We start from the raw sequence: 19,017 nt of genomic DNA, 5'->3' as shown, positions 1-19,017 counted from the left end.
CCGCCATACGGGCGACAGGCGCCAGGCACGGACGCGCCGTGCCGCCGGGGTGCGCAACCTAGCCGTCGATCGCGGCTCCGGCCGCCGGGAACGACTGCGTCTGTTCGCCGATATCGCACCGGTATTGTGCCTAGGATTCGTCCGGTGACGAATTCCGACCAGCTATCGCCCCGAGCCCCGCACAGCTCACCGACCGGTACCGACGGCCCACGAATCCCGCTGTATGTACCGGAGTTCGCGGTCGATCCGCACAGCACCTATCGCGCGATGCGGGAACAGTACGGGTCGCTGGTTCCGGTGGAGGTAGCTCCGGGAGTGCCCGCGACGCTGGTGATCGGCTATTACACCGCACTGCGTATCTTCGGCGATCCGGACCATTTTCCGGCCGATCCGCGTACGTGGCAGCGCGATATTCCCGCGGATTGCCCGGTACTGCCGCTCATGCAGTGGCGGCCGAACGCCCGGCGTAACGACGGCCGCGCACACGCGCGGTACCGGCAGGCCATCGTCGCGGGGCTGGCTGAGGTCGACCCGTACGGCCTGCACGCGACTGTGGAGCAGATAGCTGTTCCGCTGATCAACTCCTTCTGCGGCGACGGATCCGCTGATCTGATCCGGCAGTACGCGTTTCCACTCACCTTCGCGGTGCTGAACGCGATGTTGGGCTGTCCCACCGAGATCGCGCAGCGGGCCGCGACAGGCATGGCGGCGATGTTCGAGGGCGTCGGCGCGGAGGAGGGAGCACAGGTGCTGATGAAATCGCTGGCGGATCTGGTCGAACTCAAACGCGCCGAACCCGGTGATGATGTGACGACGCGGATGATGCGGCATTCGAGCGCATTGACCGACCCCGAGCTCATGAACCAGGTGGGCACGCTCTACGGGGCCGGTATCGAACCGCTGCAGAATCTGATCGTCAACGCGCTGCGACTGATGCTCACCGACGAGCAGTTCGGGGGCCGGGCGCTCGACGGCAGCCTGTCCACCCGGGACGCGCTGGACGAGGTCCTGTTCAACGATCCGCCGATGGCGAATTTCTGCTTCACGTTCCCGAAGCAGCCGATCCTCATCGACGATGTCTGGTTGCCTGCCCATCAGCCCGTCGTCATCAGTATGGCCGCATGTAATACCGATCCGGTGATCGGGAGCAACCAGCATGCGGGCAACCGCGCGCATCTGGCCTTCGGTGGTGGGCCGCACGTCTGTCCGGCGAGTTCACTGGCCTATCTGATCGCGCAGGATGCCATCGACCAGCTGCTCGACGGCCTGCCCGAGATCCGGCTGGGGGTGCCGGCCGGTGAGCTGACCTGGCGTACCGGTGCGTTCCATCGGGCGTTGACCGCGCTACCTGTCGTCTTTCCGCCCTCACCCCCGCTGTTGCCGGTATAGCCGTCAGCTGTCGCGCAACCTGTCCACGCTGTGCAGCCAGTCGTCGACGATCCGGTCGGCCACGGTCGGATCGGCGCGCATGAGGCGGGTCAGTTCGAGTCCGCGCACGAGTGCCATGAGTGATTCGAAGGCCGTGCGGGCCGCTTCGGGATCGGCGATGCCCGCATGCTGCTGGAAAATCACTCGGAGTGCGGACCCCAGCCGCTTCTCCGCCGGTAGTAACGCCGCGCGCAGTTGCGTGTCGGTGCGGGAGGCGGCCCACAGCTCGAGAGCGGCCTGAAAGGGCGGCCCGGTCATCGCCGACCGGATCGCGTGCACCAGCTGTGCCAAAGCCTCGGGGCCGTTGCCGAGATCTGCGACGACTTCACCTAGGTGACGCAGGCGTATATCGGCGATGTGGTGGATCGCGGCGACCAGTAATTCCGATTTCGAGGGGAAATGATGGAGCAGCGCACCCCGCGATACTCCGGCCGCCTCCTGGATTCGTTGCGTGGTCGTCCCGGCGTAGCCGTGCTCCACCAGACACCGGATCGTGGCATCGAGCAGTGCCGCATGGGTTTTCGCATGCTGCTCCCTACGGGTCGGGATTGCCGCGCGCGCTGCCGGTGGCGCGGAAGCCGGCCGCTCCGAACCTCCACCGTGCTCGGCGCGGACCGGATCCCGGTTCACAATGTGTCCAGCCGGCCGTCGGCGATCTGGTCGCGAAGCCGGAATTTCTGGAGTTTGCCCATCGCGTTGACGGGAAAGCTCTCGGCGACGTACCAGGATTTGGGGGCCTTGTGCGGGGCGAGCCGTTCCCTCAGGTAATCGTGCAGTTCCGCAGGTGTGGGGGTGGGTTGTGCAGGGTCCGGCCGGACCACGGCGGCCACGCTTTCGCCCCAGGTTTCGTCGGGCAGGCCGAGGACGGCCGCGTCGGCGATCGCTGGGTGCGCGGCCAGGGCTTGTTCGATCTCGCGGGGATAGATGTTCTCCCCGCCGCGGATGATCATATCCTTGAGCCGCCCGGTGACCCGGATGTATCCGCGGGCGTCCATTGTCCCGAGATCGCCGGTGTGCAGCCGGCCCTCGGCATCGATCGTCTGCGCGGTCTCGGCGGGCATATCGAGGTATCCGATCATCTGCTGGTAGCCACGGGCGCAGATCTCGCCCTCGACCCCGATGGGCTGCACCACACCGGTGCCGGGATCGACGATGGATACTTCCACTCCGGGAAGGGGCCGCCCCGCCGTGAACCGGTTGTCCTCGCGGCTGTCGGCCGGACTCGTCTGGCATACGACCGGCCCGAGTTCGGTCTGACCGTAGACCGCGCTGGTCGCGGCGCCGCAGACCGTCGCCCAGCTGTCGACCAGGGCCGGCGGGACGGCATCGCCCCCGGACATGACGACCCGCAGCGCACCGAGATCGAAATCGGCCAGCCCGGGATGTGCGAGCAAGGCGTGCAGCATCGCGGGCACGCCACCGTAGATCTCGGCGCGATGATCCTGGATCGCCGTCAGCATAGTTGTGGGATCGAAGATCTCGGCGAGCACGAGCGTGGCCCGCTGGTGCATCGAACCCAGCGCGGCCAGACCGCAGCCGGCGGTGTGGAACAGCGGCAGTGCCGTGGCGAATGTCGCTCCCGGTGATGCGCCGCAGCGGTCCCGGACAAAGGCCGCGTTGGTCACCATCGACCGGTGTGCGAGGACCGCCGGCTTCGCCCGACCGGTGGTGCCGGAGGTGAATTGGATCTGGGTGGCCGACAGTGGATCGACCACCGGTAACTGCGACCGTTTCGCGGTGCGGCGCACTTCGTCGAGCCAGCCCTCGAAGGTGACGGATTCCCGCACCGCGGGCGCGGCGGGCAGCACGGCGCGGATCAGTGCGGCCATATCGGTGCCGCGGAAGCGGTCGGTGTAGAAGACCCCGGCCGCGTGTGACCTGTCGAGCGCGTATTCGAGTTCGGGGCCGCGCAGCGCGGGATTGGTCGTGACGAGCACCAGACCGCCGAGGGCGGCGCCGTACTGGAGTACCAGCCATTCGGGGACATTCGGTGCCCATACCGCTATATGTTCACCGGGCTGGAAACGGTCGAGCAACCAGGCTGCCGCATGTTCGGCATCGTCGCGTAACTGTGCGTAAGTCCAGGTGCGGGCATTGCGGTCGGGCGCGACCGAGACGAGCGCGAGCCGTTCCGGTGCCTCGGCGGCCGCCTGCTGGAGCAGTTCGCCCACGGTCAGCTCGAGCACGGGCCTGCTGGTGTCGATCGGCCATACGGATCGGGTGAGCGCGGTCATCGGCGGCGCTCCGCGGTGGCGGCCGCTCTCTCGTCGAGTTCGCGTTTCATGCGGGCGATTTCGTCGTCGGACGGGATCTCGCCGCCACCGTCGGGGATGAAACGACCGGTATCACGCCACTGGACCGCGGCGTCGAAGCCGTGTTGCTGGGCGAAGTCGACGAACCAGCGGCCTTCGGGGGAGTGACGGGTGATGCCGTCGAAGAGAACGGCCAGGTTCTGGGTGGTTTGCAGGCCCATGTTGTCGTAGGCCTGGTTGATCATCATCTTCTGCATGACCAGCTGATTGGTCGGAACCCCGGCCATCCGGTCGACGAGGTCTTCGACCGCGGTGTCGAGTTCGGCCGCCGGTACCGCGTCGATGACCAGCCCCCACTCCCGGGCTCGGACCCCGTCGATGGTGTCACCGGTGAGCAGCATACGTTTGGCGCGTTCGGCACCGAGGCGATACACCCACATCGCTGTCGTGGGGCAGCCCCACACCCGGGCCGGCATGTACCCGATCCGGGCGTCCTCGGCCATCACGACCAGATCGCAGGAGAGGGCGATATCGCTGCCGCCCGCCACCGCGTAACCGTGCACCTTGGCGACGGTCGGCTTGGCCGAGCGCCAGAGCGAGAAGAAGTGGTCGGTGTTGGCCTTCATCATCCGGAAGTCCTTGATCGGATCCCAGACCGCACCCTGATGTTCTTCGCCGCCTTCGGCGTAGAGCTTCAGATCGTAGCCCGCGCAGAAGGCGCGCCCGGCTCCCTGGATCACGATGACACGCACGGAATCGTCGGCATTCGCCGCGGCGACGGCCTCGCCGATCTCGCGGGCCATCTCGCCGGTGATCGCGTTCAGCCGCTCCGGGCGGTTCAGGGTGAGGTAGGCGCGATGGTCGCGTACTGCGTAGTCGACCGTGTTACCGGCGAAGGTCATCTCGGTATTCCAATCTCGGCGGCGTCGGTGCCGAGAACGCTTTCACAGTCCGATTGGACTGTCAATGCAGCGTCCGGCCCCGGGGCCGACCTACGGGCGATCCGTATACCGTCCGCCACGGCTCGTCCACCACCGGGATGCCCTGCCACGGGCGTGGCGGGATGGTCGGACCACTGGTACCGCAGGAGTAGACGCCGGGTGTCGGTACGGTGCCCTACCATCGCCGAATGTCGTTCACCCTGCGCCAGTGGCATACCGATACCGGCGAACCCGAGCCGGAACCCGCGGTGCGGCAAACGCCGATAGCACACCGAGCGCCGCTCGGTCCCTGGACATTCGAGATCCGCAGCGACATCCCACTGTCGCCGGTCGACTGTGAACGGATCATCGCCTCTATCGTTTCGCCGGACGGTGCCGGACAGGACCGCGGAGACGTCCCGGCCGATGCGGCCGTGCGGGCGGGTGCCGAACTCACCGAAGCGCTGGGCACCGGGCGCAGACTGGACGACTACCTCGAAGACGATGTGTCGCCGTTCATCCGGACCGACTTCGGTGACGACGAGGCGTGGCGGGTCGTGGCCGCATTGGCGATGGCGCCCGGCGTGGGCGAGGATGCAGCCTTCGTTGCCACGCTGACCTGCATCGACAACCCGGAGAACGACGGCTTGTCGATCGATGCACTGCTCGGCAAGATCGGCGACCGGCCGACCTACTTTGCCTTCCTCGCCGACACCGTCACCCTCACCGACCCCGAACATCCGATCCTCGCCGTCGACACCGGCCCGGAGGAGACCGGTCACGAACGCGGCCGGACCGTCCGAATCCTCCCGTCGGAGATGTGGGGCATCGAAAACAATCTGTCCATCGCCAATATGGACTTCGCGGACTTCGCGGACTTCGCCGACGCCGCCGACCCGGACGGTGTGTTCCGCGGCTTCGCCTGAGGGCCTGCGGCGGCCGCAATCGACGTTACAGCCGCCGCAACTCGCTGCGGGCGGAACCCCGATTCGCGTTCCACTGTGCGGACCAGGGGAGCCGTTGAGGACATGACATCTTTGTCACTTCACTGTCGGAGTCGCCTCGATGGTCCAAGCGAGGTCGTGGCGGGAAAGAGCTTCGAGGAAGTCGGCGGGATCGAATGCTTGCGCGGGGGTGCGTACTCCGGCGGCAGTGTCGCTTGCCGCCAATCGCCGGGCTGCTTCGACCACGGCGGCGGCAGTGGTTCCGTAGGTGTCTCGGCCTCGGATGATTCCGCGTGTCTGCTGACCCTGGTGGTCCACGGCATCGAGCAGGTAGGTGAATTGCCGCCCGGCGCGGTCTCGCTCGGTCGGGCCTGCGGGAAGCCACTGTGCGGTGCCTACTTTCTCGATCGAAGCCGGGCACATCCGATGCTCGCCGATCTGCCCGAGGTCATCCATCTGCCCGCCCCGGAAACTCGCCACACCCCGATCGGGGCGATCATCGATCTCCTGGACAGCGAACTCGCCGCCGACCGGCCCGGTCACGATGCCATGCTCCGTTCACTGCTCGACGCGCTACTGCTACACATCCTGCGCGGCTGGCTCGACCGCCAAACCGGCACCGGGTGGTCGGCCGCGTTACACGACCCAGCCGTCGCCGCGGCGCTCTCGGCCATCCACGGCTCGCCCGGGCACGACTGGACAGTCGCCGAACTCGCGTCGCACGCGGGGATTTCGCGAGCCGGCCTCGCCCGCCGATTCACCGACCTCATCGGCCGTCCACCCATCGCCTACCTCACTTGGTGGCGCATGACCCTCGCGGCTCGGCAACTGCGCGACACCGATACCCCGCTGACGGTCATCGCTCGAGACTCGGGTTATGCATCCGAATTCGCGTTCGCCCACGCGTTCAAAAACGAATTCGGCCAGCCACCAGGTCGATTCCGACGAAAGAACCCGCCAGCTCAACCACCGGATCAGGACGTGGGACGTTCGACCGGCTTCGCGGCTCGCGCGGTCACACGCGCCATGGAATCCGAAGAATAGACCCGAACACTCGGCACCCAGGAAGCCACACCAACTTTTCGCAGACCACGTCGGCAGCCGCCCGCTGGGAAAGTCCGCTCGGCCAGGGCAGTGCGGCGTCCATTGCGAGGCTCGGGTGGCCATCGCGGACCGGACAGGTCCGAGAACCCGCCCGGCCGGTTCGTGACGCGATGAATTCCCGACCCGCAAGGCGTCGTCACCGGTATGTCGACGCATATTCTCGAAACCGCCGGTGCCGATATCGTCTACGACGTGCACGGCCCGCTGCCCACCGCCGGAGGACGGCCGCCACTGTTCATGATCGGCCAGCCTATGGAAGCCGCCGGATTCCGCGCGCTCGCCGCGCATTTCCCCGACCGCACCGTCGTCACCTATGACCCGCGGGGCATCGGCCGCAGCGTTCGTAAGGATGGTCGCGTCGATCACGTGCCGGAGGTCCAAGCGGAGGACGTGCATGCCGTTGTCGAGGCGCTGGTTGCCGGTCCGGTCGAGATGTTCGCAAGCAGCGGCGGCGCGGTGACCGCACTCGCGCTCGTGGCGGCCCACCCCGGCGACGTGATCACGCTGGTGGCGCACGAGCCGCCGCTGATCCCGGTGCTGCCCGATGCCGCGGCCGCCGAACGTGCTCGCGCGGCCGTGCGTGACGCGTACGAGGCAAAGGGTTTCGGTGCCGGGATGGCGGCTTTCGTCGCGATGACTTCCTGGGGAGGCGAGTTCACCGAGGAGTACTTCGCGCAACCGGCCGCCGACCCCGCCCTGTTCGGCATGCCGACCGAGGACGACGGTTCTCGGGACGACCCGCTGCTGTCGGATCGGTCCTGGTCGGTGAGTAGCTATCGGGTCGACCCCACCGCAGCAGCCACCGCACCGACCCGCATCATCATCGCGGTGGGAGCGGAAACAGGGAATACGTTCACCGGCCGCACCGCGACAGCCACCGCCGAATTGTTCGGTCAGCGCGTGACCGTGTTCCCCAGTCATCACGGCGGCTTCCTCGATGGAGAATTCGGATACGCCGGGGAGCCCGAGAAATTCGCACGCAGGCTGCGGGAGGTCCTGGACGATCAGGGATGAGCCCGTAGCGACCGACGGGCAGCGCCGGGCCGCCGCCGGTGTGCTGCCGGCGTGGCATGCGGGGTCGACACCGAGCCGGACGGGAATCGCTGCGCGACCGGCACCCCGAGCGGCGGATTGCCCGGTGCTGCTCGACGCGTGTGGGCAACCGGTTGTGGCGTTAGGATGTCCGGTGATCTGTACATTACCGACCGAAGCCAATCGCGACCGGCACCATTCGGCCCGGGCTCTCGTCCTCGACCGCCACCAGAACGCTTCGACACTTTCGTCACCCGGCGGACAACGAGTCGCGTTGTCGCTCCGGGCAATGCAGGAAGACCCGTGGCCCCGGGTAGCGCCGCGGAGCGGGCAGGTGGTCACCGGACCGGTCGCCAAGATCGTGTCGTTCGGCGTCTTCGTACGCATCGAAGACCGAGCGGACGGCTTCGAAGGACTCGTGCACACCAGCGAGCTGGATGAATCGACCGGAGACGTCGTCGAGGTCGGCGACGTCCTCACCGTGAAGATCATCGATGTCGACCTCGCCCGGCGCCGTATCACTCTGTCTCAGAGGCAGCCCCGTGCACCCCGCCACGAGAGGTGACCGACGACGTCACCACAATCCGCGCGGGACGCCGCCGCTGTCAGCGGATGCTATTTGGTAGCGGACGGTCACCGACGGGTATCGGGGACGGCCTGGCATGTGAGGAATGCAGCCCGTCGCTTGGCAGCGTCCCTGCAGGACTGTGCAGGGCCGGTGGTGTATCTCGTTCAGAACAGTTCGAGCCGGGCGGATTGCTCGGCTATCCGGGTCCGATCCAGAAGCCCCCTTTATCGATCACGATTTCGGAGGGCCCGGCCACCGTACCGGCCTTGTATACGGCCTCGCTGAGATGCGTCGACATCAACAGCATCCACGTCTCCCACGGAGTGCTCGCCCCACCGGGCTTTCCGGCGTCTGTTGCGACGCTTGTGTAGTAGTCGCGAAGCTGTTGCCCGGTGAACCGAAACGTCAGCGGAGGATCCACCGGTGAGCCGGCGGTAGCGGTGACTTGCAGCCTGCCTGCATCGTCGCGGCCGATTCGGTACCCGGCTTCGGTGCCGGCACGAATGACCGACTCGATGAGTTCGTCGATGCTGGGCTCAGGCTCTGCCATCACAGCCTCCTCCGGGGTATGCGGTAACGATCACGCCGTTCGCGTTCACTATCACGGTGGGCTGAACGGTTTTGGCTATGGCTCCGGTAGCACGATTCACCAGGTAGATCTGGCCAGTATGACAGTACTTGCCATCGCGGACCGGGCCGCGCCAGTCCGGGGCGTCGTGAGCCTTGGCCATCGCCATATCGGCGATGTCCCGCCAGTTCCGGCCCTCGATTGCCGCCAGGTTCTCCCAGTCGGTCATATGCCGCTGTTGGATATGCCGGTATCCGCTCCTGTCGTTACCGCAGAGCAGCTTCCATTCACCGAAGGTTGTGACGACCTTGTCCTCCGGCGAGCTGGCTCCGCACGCCCCCCACGGAAAGGATGCATGAGCCACCGGAATCGGCGTCAACCCCATGATCGGCAACACTGCCGCGGCCGCGGCCATCACAAGTACACGTATCTTCAACTCGACTCCCCACCTCGCACCGATCGGTGCCCTGCTTTACAAAGGGATTTGACGGTGCAGGCGCTGTTCCGGTTCCGCCTCTTCGCCGCCGCGCCCGGGCCCTAAAGAAACCGCTGGTAAGGCTGCTGAAACCGCACGGGACTCAGTTTTCGGCGCGGGCCCTGCGGCACAGTCCGACGCCTGTGCCGATCGAGCAATGGCGAAAGATGATCACGGGCAACGGCCGGAGGCTGCGATAAAGGTGGTGGGGTAGATGAGATCGCGCGAGTCGGCGACGAGCAGGAGAGCCTGACCGAGCGCTTGCCGCGTGCAGCCCGCACATTCAAGGGCGCGGTCATCTACAGCAGCATGTGAGGAATCGGCCTCGGCAAGGGCCAGGTATCCGAGGTTGCCCTACAACACTGAGTACACAGCACGCATGCGTGGCACCGGCGGCACCGGCTCATTCATAGCGGACGGTTACCGACGGGGTGTCGGGGACGGCCTGGCAGGTGAGGATGTAGCCCTCTTCGAGGTCGTCGTCGGTGAGGGCGTCGTTGACCCGCATGGTCGCCTTACCCTCGGTGAGTTTGGCCATGCAGGTGGCGCAGTTGCCGGATTCACAGGAGAACGGGGGCGTGAGCCCGGCCCGGCGGGCGCTCTCCAACAGGGTTTCGCCGTCGCGGCGCGGGACGGACTTCTTCTTGCGGTTGAGGAAGATCGTCACCGTGCCCTCCTCGGTGGCGGCGGATTGCACAGGGGCGGCCGCTGAAGCGCCGGTGCTCGCCGCCGGTGCCACGGGACCGGTGGCGGTCGCCGGGGTGGCGGGGCCATCCGACAGGGCCGCGACGGGGGCCGGGGCAGCGGTGGAGCCCGCCGGTGTCGCAGGACTGGGGATGGCGGCCGCAGTCGGATTCGTTGTGGACACGGTTTGTGCCGGCGAATTCGAGGCACCGACCGCGGGCGCGGTGGGCTTGGCGGCGGCCCCGCCGAAACGCTCGGAGAAGATCCGGCCCGGGCCCGGTAGTGCGTTCTCGACGAGCTCCATAAAGGGTTCCGGCCCGCAGATGTAGGCGTCACCGGCGGTGTGAGGGCCGACGAATTCGAGGACCTTCGCGGCATCCACGTAACCGTGTTCGTCGTCGCGGTGCCGCACGACCGTCAGCCGGCCGGGGTAGCGGGCGGCCAGTTCGTCCAGGGCGGCTTCGAAGATGGCGGAGGTGCGGTCGCGGTCGGCGCACAGCAGCCGGACTTCGCGGTCGGTGGTCGCCAGGGTGTTCTTGGCCAGCGAGATGATCGGGGTGATGCCGCTGCCGCCGGAGAACCCGAGCACCGGGACATCGCCTGCGCGTAGGCAGAATCGGCCGGTCGGCACCGTCAGCTCGACCTCGTCGCCTTCGCCGAGGTTGTCGTGCATCCAGTTCGACACTGTGCCGCCGGGTACGCGTTTGACCGTGGTCATGAACTCGGTATCGGTCACCGGGCAACTCGACATCGAGTACGAGCGGAAGTACGGCTTGCCGTCGACCACGACCTTGAACGTGCAGAACTGGCCGGCCTGGTAGGAGAAGGGGCCGTCGTGCGGTTCCAGCACGAAGGTGCGGGTGTCCGGTGTCTCCTTCACGATGCGCGTCACCTTCGCGCGCCGGAACAACGGTGGTCTCGCCATGGTCGCCTCCTTCTGGTATTAAGATTCTATCCAGGCGAGAATAGTATTCTCAAATTCGGATAGGAACTGCCATGAAGTGCTACCGGATCGGGGGACGCAGATGACGGGTCCCACCGTGCTCGCGTTCGATGACCGCGAGTACACCCGCGCCGAACTGGATGCGGCGGCCGACGGTCTGGCCGAGCTGCTCGCACAACGCGGGGTCGGGTCCGGGCAGCGAGTGGCGTTGATGTCCTCGAACCGCCCGGAATTCGTGACCGCGGTGCTGGCGGTCTGGCGGCTGGGTGCCGCGGTCGTGCTGCTCAGTCCGGCGTGGAAACGCGCCGAGGTCGCGCACGCGCTCGAGATCACCGGCGCGCGGCACGCGCTCGGCGATCATCCGGTGCTGGCCGAACTCGCGGACATGATCTCCCTGGACGAACCCACGCCCCCGCCTACCCGCACGTTCGCCGAGCCCGATCCCGGCAGCGACGCGGTGCTCGTGTTCAGTTCCGGCACCACCGGTATGCCGAAAGCGGTCCGCCACACCCACGCGTCGTTCGCGGCGGCGGTGCGGCACTGGCGTGACGCGCTGCAACTGGGCTCGGGCGACCGGATCCAGGTGGCCACACCGCCGTCGCATATCCTCGGCATCCTCAATATCGTCACCGCGCTGGACTGCGGTGCCTGGGTGCGATTGCACCGGCGGTTCGAACTGGAACGGGTGCTGCGGCACATCGAATCGGACAAGATCACCATCGAGATGGCGGTCGCCCCGATCGCCCTGGCGATGGCGCAGCACCCCGGTCTGGAGTCCTACGATCTGTCCTCGCTGCGCTACATCATGTGGGGCGCGACTCCGGTGACGGCCAGTGTGGCCGAAACCGTCACCCGGCGCACCGGTGTCACCTGGTTGCCCGCCTACGGGGCGAGCGAACTCCCGGTGATCGCCTGCAATCGGATCGACTCTCCGCGGCTCGATTCCGTCGGCAAGGCCGTCCCCGGCGTCGATGTACGGGTGGTGTCGCTGGCGGACGGACGACCCGTCGCGCCGGGGGAGGACGGCGAAATCCAGTTGCGCGCCCAATCGGTGATGGCGGGCTATCTGCCCGATTCCGCCACCGCGGGGGCATTCGACGACGGCTGGTATCGCACCGGCGATGTCGGGAACCTGGACGCGGACGGCTGGCTGCGGCTCACCGACCGCTCCAAGGAAATGATCAAGGTCCGCGGCTTCCAGGTGGCGCCGGCCGAGATCGAAACCGTGCTGCACGGCCACGCCGCGGTCGCCGACTGCGCGGTGTTCGGGGTGCCCGACGGGGCGAACGGCGAAGCGATCGTGGCGGCCGTCGCGCTCGCGAGCCCGGTGACGGCCGAGGAACTGATGACGACCGTGCAGGAGCGGCTGGCCGGGTACAAGCGGTTGCGGCAGGTGCTGTTCGTGGACGAGATACCCCGCCTGCCGTCCGGCAAGGTGTTGCGGCGAGTGCTGAAGGAGCGGTATGGACGTCCGGCTGACGAGTGAACAGCGGCAACTGCGCGACGCGGCCGCGAAACTGGCCGACGGACTCGGCCCGGGTTCGGTGCTGGACCTGGCCGATGCCCGCCGCCGCACCCGGTTGGAGGACGCGGTCGCGGGCACCGGTTTCCGGGAACTGCGCTCCGACGGCGCCTCCGGGGTGGAGGTGGCGATCGTGGCCGAGGAGTTCGCGCGCGGACTGGTCGATGTCCCGTTCCTGGGCCCGGTCCTCGCCGACGATCTGCAGGGCCGGCTCGACGGTGACACCGCACGGTGGACGGTGGCGCACACGGGCGTCGCGATCGACGCCTCCGGCCGCGACCGGGTGCTGAAACTGGAGGGCAGCGGTGTATTCGCCGGGCCGGTCGGCGACGAGGTCGCCGGTGCGGATCTCACCCGGGCCGCGGGTGCGGCCGCGGGCCCCTGGGAACCCCGGGGTGATATCTCCGCGGGACACCGGGATCGCTGGCTGGCCCTGGCGCTCACCACCACCTGCGCCGATCTGGTCGGTGCCGCGCGCGGTGCCCAGCGGCTCGCGGTGGAGTACGCGAAAGTCCGTAGCCAGTACGGGAACACGATCGGCTCATACCAGGCGATAGGTCACCTGCTGGCGGAGAGCGAGGCCCTGATCGAGGGCTCGATCAGTGTGCTCTGGCATGCCGCCTGGGCCGTCGACGAACTCGAGCCGGAGCAGGCCCTGCGGGCGGCCCGGATCGCCAAGATCTACGCCGCCCGCGCCGCCCGGACGGTCTGCGAAACAGCGATCCAGGTGCACGGCGGGATCGGCAACACGTGGGAATGCCTGGCCCATGTGTATCTGCGGCGGGCCCTGGTGTCCACCGAACTGTTCCCCGTTCGCCTGGAGGAGGCCGGCCTTGGACTTTCGTGATTCCCCGGAGGAGGCGGCGTTCCGGGAACGCCTGCGCGACTGGCTCGCCGGGGTGGCGGGCACCTACCCGACCTCCGGCGACGAGTACTGGGCCCGGCAGGGCGAATGGCATTCCGAGCTGTACCGGGCCGGATTCTTCGGGCTGTCCTGGCCCAAGGAGTACGGCGGACAGGAACTGCCGCCGGTCTACGACGTGATCCTGGACGAGGAACTGGCGATCGCCGGGGCGCCGCCGCGGCCGAGTCTCGGCTACCTGATCCAGGGTCTCGGCCACCACGCGAGCCCGGAGCTGTGCCGGCGTTTCCTGCCCGGCATGATCGACGGAAGTCAGCGCTGGTGCCAGGGTTTCAGTGAGCCGGGCGCCGGATCGGATCTGGCCTCCCTCACCACCACGGCCACCCGCGACGGCGACGAGTACATCATCCACGGGCACAAGATCTGGACCAGCTACTCCGATGTGGCCGACTGGTGCCTGCTGCTGGCCCGCACCGATCCCACCGCGCCACGGCACAAGGGGATCTCGGCGTTCGTGCTCTCCATGAAACAGCCCGGAGTGGAGCAGCGGCCGCTGGAGATGATGAGCGGAGTGACCACCGAATTCGGCCAGGTGCTCTTCGACGGCGCGCGGGTGCCCGCGGATCAGATGGTGGGCGCGCCCGGCGAGGGCTGGAAACTGGCCATGACCGTGGTCGGACACGAACGCGAACCATCCACCCTCGGATACGCCGCGCGCTACGGGAAGCTGGTGCGCCAGCTGGCCGCGCGCACCGACGGCGCGGTACCGGACGAACTCGCGTGGGCGGCGGTCCAAGCGGAGATGCTGCGACTGCACGTCCGCCGGCGGCTGTCCGAACAATTGGACGGGGTGACCCACGGTCCGCAGGGTTCGCTCGACAAATTGCTCATGACCTGGGTCGACCAGTCGGTTGGGCATGCCGCGCTCGCCGTGGCGGGCACCGGCGACCAGGAGATGTTCGGCTCCTATCTCTACAGCCGCGCGCAGAGCGTGATGGGCGGGACATCGCAGATCCAGAAGAACATAATCGCCGCGCGCATCCTCGGATTGGGAGCCTGAAATGTACGATATGCCACCGGAAATCGACGTCCGCGCCGATGGTCCGCTGCGGATCATCACCCTCAATCGCCCGGACGCGCTCAATGCCGTGGACGATGCGCTGCACACCGGGCTGGCCCGGCTGTGGCCTCGCCTGGCAGAGGATCACGACGCCCGGGCGGCGGTGCTCACCGGTGCCGGTAAGGCCTTCTCGGCGGGTGGTGATTTCACCTACCTCGAGGAGTTGGGCCGCGATACGGTGCTGCGCGAGAAAACCATCGCGCACGGTCGCGATATCGTGCTCGGAATGGCGCGCTGCCGGGTTCCGGTGGTCGCCGCGGTCAACGGTCCCGCGGTCGGTCTCGGCTGCAGCCTGGTCTCGCTCAGCGATATCGTCTACATCGCCGAAACCGCCTATCTCGCGGATCCGCACGTTCAGGTCGGATTGGTCGCCGCCGACGGCGGGCCGCTGACCTGGCCGCTGCACACCAGTCTGCTGCTGGCCAAGGAGTACGCGCTCACCGGCGCGCGCATCTCGGCGGAACGCGCGCGGGAGATGGGCCTGGCCAATCATGTGGTGGCCGACCCGCTGGCCGAGGCGCTGACCTGTGCGAAGCGGATCGCGGAAATGCCCCGCCAAGCGGTGGAAGCGACCAAACGGGTGCTGAACATCCAGCTCGAGAAATCGGTGGCGGCCACCCTGGACTACGCCACCACCGCGGAGTATCAGTCGTTCCAGACCGACGATTTCCAGGCGACGATCGCCCGGCTCAACTCCGGGAAGAAGTAGCTTCCGGCGGTCGAATACCGCAGTGGCCGTTCATATTCCGTTCCCTATGCTGAGCGAATGGACACACCAGCCTGCGAGTACCACCCGTGGCCGGAATTCCGACCGGTCACCGAATCGACCTGGGAAGGAGTTCTGTCGGAGAACGGGGCGACCGGTGCGCCGGAACTGACGTGGAGCATCTACTTCGACGGCTACCCGGACGGGAGATCCGGGGTGCAGTTCCACATCGAGTGGATCCCATTCGCCGTGTCGTCGTGGCGTGAACTCGAAGGCGCGCAGGCCGAATGCGAAGAGTTCGGCGAGCCGATCGAGGCCTACCTCTTCGACGGCGAACACAGCAATTTCGACTATGTGCGCATTCAGGCGCTGCATCAGGTGGGAACGACGGTGCGATTTGTGATCCATTTGGGCTGGTGCGAGGTGGATCGAGTCAAAGTGAACGATGAGGACGACTGGGCAGATATCGACCGGCTGCGGGTGGTGGTGGATGCCGAGTTCAAGGGCGTGACAGTCCGGACGCCGGAGCACCGATTGGCCGATTTCATCGATACCACCGGTCTGGTGTTCGATGCTTCCCGCGACACCTATCGGCCGTCCGGCGATTGATTTCCCGCGGCACAAAGCCACACTGCAAAGAACCCGTAGATCTATTGGACACCGGAGATCGGTGACAATTTTCGGCGAGGGCTTACCGATATCGGGTTCGACCGGGCCGCTGCTGTTCGAATGGTGCTGCGGCGATTGGTGGTCGCGCTCGCCCCGGCCTTCCCCTCCGGCCCGAGCAAGACTCCTGCCGCTGCTGAGCGAGCACTGCCGCCACAAACTGCCCACACGCGCCGTGCTCGCCTCCGGACCGTGCCGTGACCATCCGGATCCGACGCCGCCTCGGCCGAATCAGACCTGCGCACACCACTTTGTGGAGCAGATCACCTAGATCATTCCCGAGTGGTCGCCTCCCCGGACTGCTGGTAATTTTCCGCTTTGTTGGTGCAGCGTCGCTCATCACATTCAGCCTTCGTTCCGCGGAATGTCTCTTCGATCCATAGTTTGCGCGCCTCTTTCGTTGTGGCAGGAGGCGGCGACTGTCATACCCGCCTGCGGCCGATTACGCGGTTGCCTCCTACCGCGAAAGCCGGCGGCAGCACGGATGGAGCTTCTATGACACACACCGTCGCGCCGACCTCGACGGGCGAGCGTGGTTCACCCGGCGTACTCGCGCGAAATCGAAGCGTGCTGACCGGATACTTCGCCGGACTCGGCGTGGTGATGGCAGTCTGGGGTACCCGCATCCCCGCTGTTCAGAAGTCCGCCGGACTGGATACCGCCGGACTGGCCGCGGTATTGCTCGCTGCCGCCGTCGGCATGGTCGCGGGTCTCCACGTCGGTGGCCGGTCCGCCGGAATCGCCCGCTCTTCCCAGCTGTTGACGGGCAGTGCCATCGGTCTCGCCGCAAGTCTCGCGTTGCTCGGTACCGGCCGGACTCCGCTCGAGCTCGCCGCCGCGGCGCTGCTCTTCGGGGCCGCGCACGGCGTGCTGGACGTCGCGTTGAACGCCGCCGCGGTTCGGTGCCAGCAAGACTACGGGCGTCCGATCATGTCGGGCATGCATGCGGCCTACAGTCTGGGTGCGCTGGGCGGGGCGGTGCTCGCTGTCCTCGTCGCCCACCAGTCGCATATGTACGTTTTCGGCGTCACCGCGGTCGTGGTGATCACGGCCACGGCGGCGGCGGCGCCGGTGACCCGCTGCGTCGATTCGCCGGCGGCCGATATCGACCCGGCGGAAACCACCAGGCAGGGGGATCCGCCCGTACTCTCCCGGTCCCGGGTCTGGTTGCTGGGCTTGCTGGCCGCTGCGTGTCTGCTCGGTGAGGGCGCTGCCGCCGATTGGTCGGCAGTCCACCTCACCGGGCTGCATGCTTCCCCCGCTGTCGCTGCCGCGTCCTATGCCGGATACAGCGCGGCCATCGCCGGCGGACGTCTCGTCGGCGATCGACTCATCGCGCGATTCGGTGCGCAGCGAGTAGTTCGGACGGGCGCGATGCTGGCCGCCGCCGGGCTCCTCGCGGGGGTGGCGATCACCGCTGCTCCGTTTGCGCTGGCGGGCTGGGCCGTTTTCGGACTGGGCCTGTCGGTGACCATTCCCTCTCTGTTCACCGCCGCCGGAACGGGCGGCCCCCGGGCGGTCGCCGCTGTAGCCGTGACCGGCTACCTCGGTCTCCTCGCCGGCCCGGCACTGGTCGGTGCGCTGGCCACCGTGACCACCCTGTCCGGCGCCCTGTTGCTGCCCGTCGCGCTCGCCGCGGTCGTGGCTGTCCTGTCCCATCGAGCACTGGAGAACCGGTGTTGAACACAACATTCGACTCACCCGGCGAAATCGACGCGGTCATCTTCGACTACAACGGTGTGATCGGCCTGCAACCCACAATGCCCATGTGGTGCGGGCTCGCCGAACTCGCCGGATGGCCGGCCGACGAGGTCGAGCGCTTCCGGAGCGTGTTCTGGAGCGCCCGCGAACCCTACGACTCCGGCGAGTTCGACGACGCGGACTTCTGGAGCGCCGTGCTCGGCCATCACCCGCAACCTCGGCTGCTCACCCGGTTGCGTGCGGTCGACACGGCGCTGTGGACTCGGACCGACGACCGCGTCGTGGCACTGCTCCACCGCGCCCGGCGGGCAGGTCTGCCCATGGTGCTGCTCTCCAACGCACCCCATCCGGTGAGTGACGCCCTCGATGCGTCCGACTGGCGCGGTGTGCTGACCGACGCCCTCTACTCGGCCCGGCTGGGCCTGAACAAACCCCATCCGGACACTTACCGAAAAGCTCTCGCCGCCACCGGTGTCCACGATCCCGGCCGGGTCCTGTTCGTCGACGATCTGGCCGACAACTGCCACGCCGCCGCACGCCTCGGTCTGCGCGTTCTCCACTACACCGGCTCGCCCGCCGATATCGAAGAACGCGTCGGCCCACCGGCACCGAACCGTATTCCATAGGGAACCGCGACGGCCGCAACGCCATCACGTATACGGCGCTGAAGCCGGAATCACCCGGTGGCGAGCAGCGTTTCCGAGCGCTGGACGGTGCCCGTGATGCCGGCACCGTCCTGCGCCGCGAGCAGTGCCGCGGCCCGTCCCATCGTTTCCGGCGGTTCCACCATGTCGGCCGGGATCTCGCCGCCACCCGCGGCCTGCCAGCCCTCCGTGAGGACCACCCGGGAGGGGCTCAGGCAGTTCACCGCGATATTGTCCGGCCGCAGGTCGGCGGCCAGGCCGAGGTAGAGGCGTTCGACCGCGGCCTTGGACACCCAGTAGGCGTTGGACCCGCGGTCCGTCATGTTCACGCCGGTGGTGGTGACCGCGATGAGTGAACCTCCGCCGCGGGACCGGATGTACGGGATCGCCTCCCGGGTCACCAGGAAGACACCGGTGAGGTTCACATCCAGGCACAGCTGCCAGCGCTTCAGCGTGGTGCTCTCGACGGGCCCCAGCCACAGCACCCCGGCATTCGCGACCAGGATGTCGATACCGCCGAGTTCGGTGACAGTGGCCGCCAGTGCCGCCTGTACCGATTCCTCGTGCGTGACATCGCAGGGCACCGGCAGTGTCCGTCCGCCCGCGGCGGCTATCCGCCCGGCCACCTCGTGGATGGTTCCGGGAACCCGGCCTGTTTCCTCGGAGCGGGCCGCCACCGCGACCGACGCACCCTGCGCGGCCAGAGTCGCTGCTATCGCGGCGCCGATGCCGCGACTGGCCCCGGCCACGAAGGCGACCTTTCCCGTCAGCGGTTTGCCGTCGCGGGAGATGCGGGTATCGCCACCAGCGCGCGCCGCCGGTGCGGAGTCCTCGGCCCGGCCGTCCTTTGCCGGGGATCGCGCGGACGACGCGGACAG

19 protein-coding genes are annotated in these 19,017 nt (G+C 67.5%); 12 read left to right on the top strand and 7 right to left on the bottom strand.

What is annotated here, in order from left to right:
• The first annotated feature begins 144 nt into the window (after positions 1–144).
• Entirely contained in the window at positions 145–1,389 is a 1,245-nt protein-coding gene (locus NF4_RS29410; protein WP_063130641.1) for a cytochrome P450 family protein, read from the top strand.
• Positions 1,390–1,392: 3 nt separating this feature from the next.
• Here the strand turns inward: NF4_RS29410 and NF4_RS29405 are convergent, their stop codons facing one another.
• Genes NF4_RS29405 through NF4_RS29395 form a run of 3 tightly spaced genes read right to left on the bottom strand, consistent with a single transcriptional unit; the run spans position 1,393 to position 4,582 of the window.
• On the bottom strand, positions 1,393–2,058 hold the full coding sequence (locus NF4_RS29405) for a TetR/AcrR family transcriptional regulator (RefSeq protein ID WP_232330705.1): 666 nt from the start codon (positions 2,056–2,058) through the stop codon (positions 1,393–1,395).
• Positions 2,055–3,662, bottom strand: coding sequence for an AMP-binding protein (locus NF4_RS29400; RefSeq protein WP_063130640.1), 1,608 nt, complete (start codon positions 3,660–3,662; stop codon positions 2,055–2,057). The genes NF4_RS29405 and NF4_RS29400 overlap by 4 nt, the downstream gene beginning before the upstream one ends.
• Positions 3,659–4,582 (bottom strand): crotonase/enoyl-CoA hydratase family protein, encoded by a 924-nt coding sequence (locus NF4_RS29395; RefSeq protein WP_063130639.1) that lies wholly within the window; start codon positions 4,580–4,582, stop codon positions 3,659–3,661. Before NF4_RS29395 ends, NF4_RS29400 begins: the two co-directional genes overlap by 4 nt.
• 227 nt (positions 4,583–4,809) lie before the next feature.
• Between NF4_RS29395 and NF4_RS37055 the strand changes: the two genes are divergently transcribed.
• From NF4_RS37055 to NF4_RS40320, 4 genes are all read left to right on the top strand, one after another.
• A complete protein-coding gene (locus NF4_RS37055; protein WP_063130638.1) occupies positions 4,810–5,526 on the top strand; it encodes a DUF6924 domain-containing protein in 717 nt (238 codons plus the stop codon).
• A 156-nt stretch (positions 5,527–5,682) separates the two neighbouring features.
• A complete protein-coding gene (locus NF4_RS29385) occupies positions 5,683–6,588 on the top strand; it encodes a helix-turn-helix transcriptional regulator (RefSeq protein ID WP_063130637.1) in 906 nt (301 codons plus the stop codon).
• Positions 6,589–6,792: 204 nt separating this feature from the next.
• Positions 6,793–7,662: an alpha/beta fold hydrolase gene (locus NF4_RS29380; RefSeq protein WP_063130636.1), complete on the top strand. Its 870-nt coding sequence runs from the start codon at positions 6,793–6,795 to the stop codon at positions 7,660–7,662.
• A gap of 124 nt (positions 7,663–7,786) precedes the next feature.
• Positions 7,787–8,245 carry a S1 RNA-binding domain-containing protein gene (locus NF4_RS40320; protein WP_439956778.1) on the top strand — a complete coding sequence of 153 codons (459 nt, stop codon included), beginning with the start codon at positions 7,787–7,789 and terminating at the stop codon, positions 8,243–8,245.
• A 199-nt stretch (positions 8,246–8,444) separates the two neighbouring features.
• Here NF4_RS40320 and NF4_RS29370 read toward each other — a convergent pair whose 3' ends face one another.
• The 3 genes from NF4_RS29370 to NF4_RS29360 form a co-directional block, all read right to left on the bottom strand.
• Positions 8,445–8,798: a hypothetical protein gene (locus NF4_RS29370; RefSeq protein WP_063130634.1), complete on the bottom strand. Its 354-nt coding sequence runs from the start codon at positions 8,796–8,798 to the stop codon at positions 8,445–8,447.
• Positions 8,785–9,252, bottom strand: a complete 468-nt coding sequence (locus NF4_RS29365) for a hypothetical protein (RefSeq protein ID WP_157120666.1) — start codon at positions 9,250–9,252, stop codon at positions 8,785–8,787. Before NF4_RS29365 ends, NF4_RS29370 begins: the two co-directional genes overlap by 14 nt.
• Before the next feature lie 442 nt (positions 9,253–9,694).
• Positions 9,695–10,900 (bottom strand): ferredoxin--NADP reductase, encoded by a 1,206-nt coding sequence (locus tag NF4_RS29360; protein WP_063130632.1) that lies wholly within the window; start codon positions 10,898–10,900, stop codon positions 9,695–9,697.
• Positions 10,901–11,000: 100 nt separating this feature from the next.
• On the opposite strand from NF4_RS29360, the gene NF4_RS29355 reads away from it, so the two are divergent.
• From NF4_RS29355 to NF4_RS29325, 7 genes are all read left to right on the top strand, one after another.
• On the top strand, positions 11,001–12,404 hold the full coding sequence (locus NF4_RS29355) for a class I adenylate-forming enzyme family protein (RefSeq protein WP_063130631.1): 1,404 nt from the start codon (positions 11,001–11,003) through the stop codon (positions 12,402–12,404).
• Positions 12,382–13,287 carry an acyl-CoA dehydrogenase family protein gene (locus NF4_RS29350; protein ID WP_063130630.1) on the top strand — a complete coding sequence of 302 codons (906 nt, stop codon included), beginning with the start codon at positions 12,382–12,384 and terminating at the stop codon, positions 13,285–13,287. The genes NF4_RS29355 and NF4_RS29350 overlap by 23 nt, the downstream gene beginning before the upstream one ends.
• Positions 13,274–14,362, top strand: a complete 1,089-nt coding sequence (locus NF4_RS29345; RefSeq protein WP_063130629.1) for an acyl-CoA dehydrogenase family protein — start codon at positions 13,274–13,276, stop codon at positions 14,360–14,362. The genes NF4_RS29350 and NF4_RS29345 overlap by 14 nt, the downstream gene beginning before the upstream one ends.
• Before the next feature lies 1 nt (position 14,363).
• Positions 14,364–15,131 (top strand): enoyl-CoA hydratase/isomerase family protein, encoded by a 768-nt coding sequence (locus NF4_RS29340; protein ID WP_063130628.1) that lies wholly within the window; start codon positions 14,364–14,366, stop codon positions 15,129–15,131.
• Positions 15,132–15,188: 57 nt separating this feature from the next.
• Entirely contained in the window at positions 15,189–15,737 is a 549-nt protein-coding gene (locus tag NF4_RS29335) for a hypothetical protein (protein WP_063130627.1), read from the top strand.
• A gap of 552 nt (positions 15,738–16,289) precedes the next feature.
• On the top strand, positions 16,290–17,477 hold the full coding sequence (locus NF4_RS29330; RefSeq protein ID WP_063130626.1) for an MFS transporter: 1,188 nt from the start codon (positions 16,290–16,292) through the stop codon (positions 17,475–17,477).
• Entirely contained in the window at positions 17,471–18,121 is a 651-nt protein-coding gene (locus NF4_RS29325; RefSeq protein ID WP_232330704.1) for an HAD family hydrolase, read from the top strand. The genes NF4_RS29330 and NF4_RS29325 overlap by 7 nt, the downstream gene beginning before the upstream one ends.
• A 50-nt stretch (positions 18,122–18,171) precedes the next feature.
• Here the strand turns inward: NF4_RS29325 and NF4_RS29320 are convergent, their stop codons facing one another.
• Entirely contained in the window at positions 18,172–18,930 is a 759-nt protein-coding gene (locus tag NF4_RS29320) for an SDR family NAD(P)-dependent oxidoreductase (RefSeq protein WP_084533628.1), read from the bottom strand.
• Between the last annotated feature and the right edge of the window lie 87 nt (positions 18,931–19,017).

Origin of the sequence: Nocardia fusca NBRC 14340, from assembly GCF_001618425.1 — a bacterium.
GTDB classification, from domain to species: Bacteria; Actinomycetota; Actinomycetes; order Mycobacteriales; family Mycobacteriaceae; genus Nocardia; species Nocardia fusca.
Note: the sequence above shows the minus strand (reverse complement) of the source record. Positions and strands in the feature narration are given on the sequence as shown.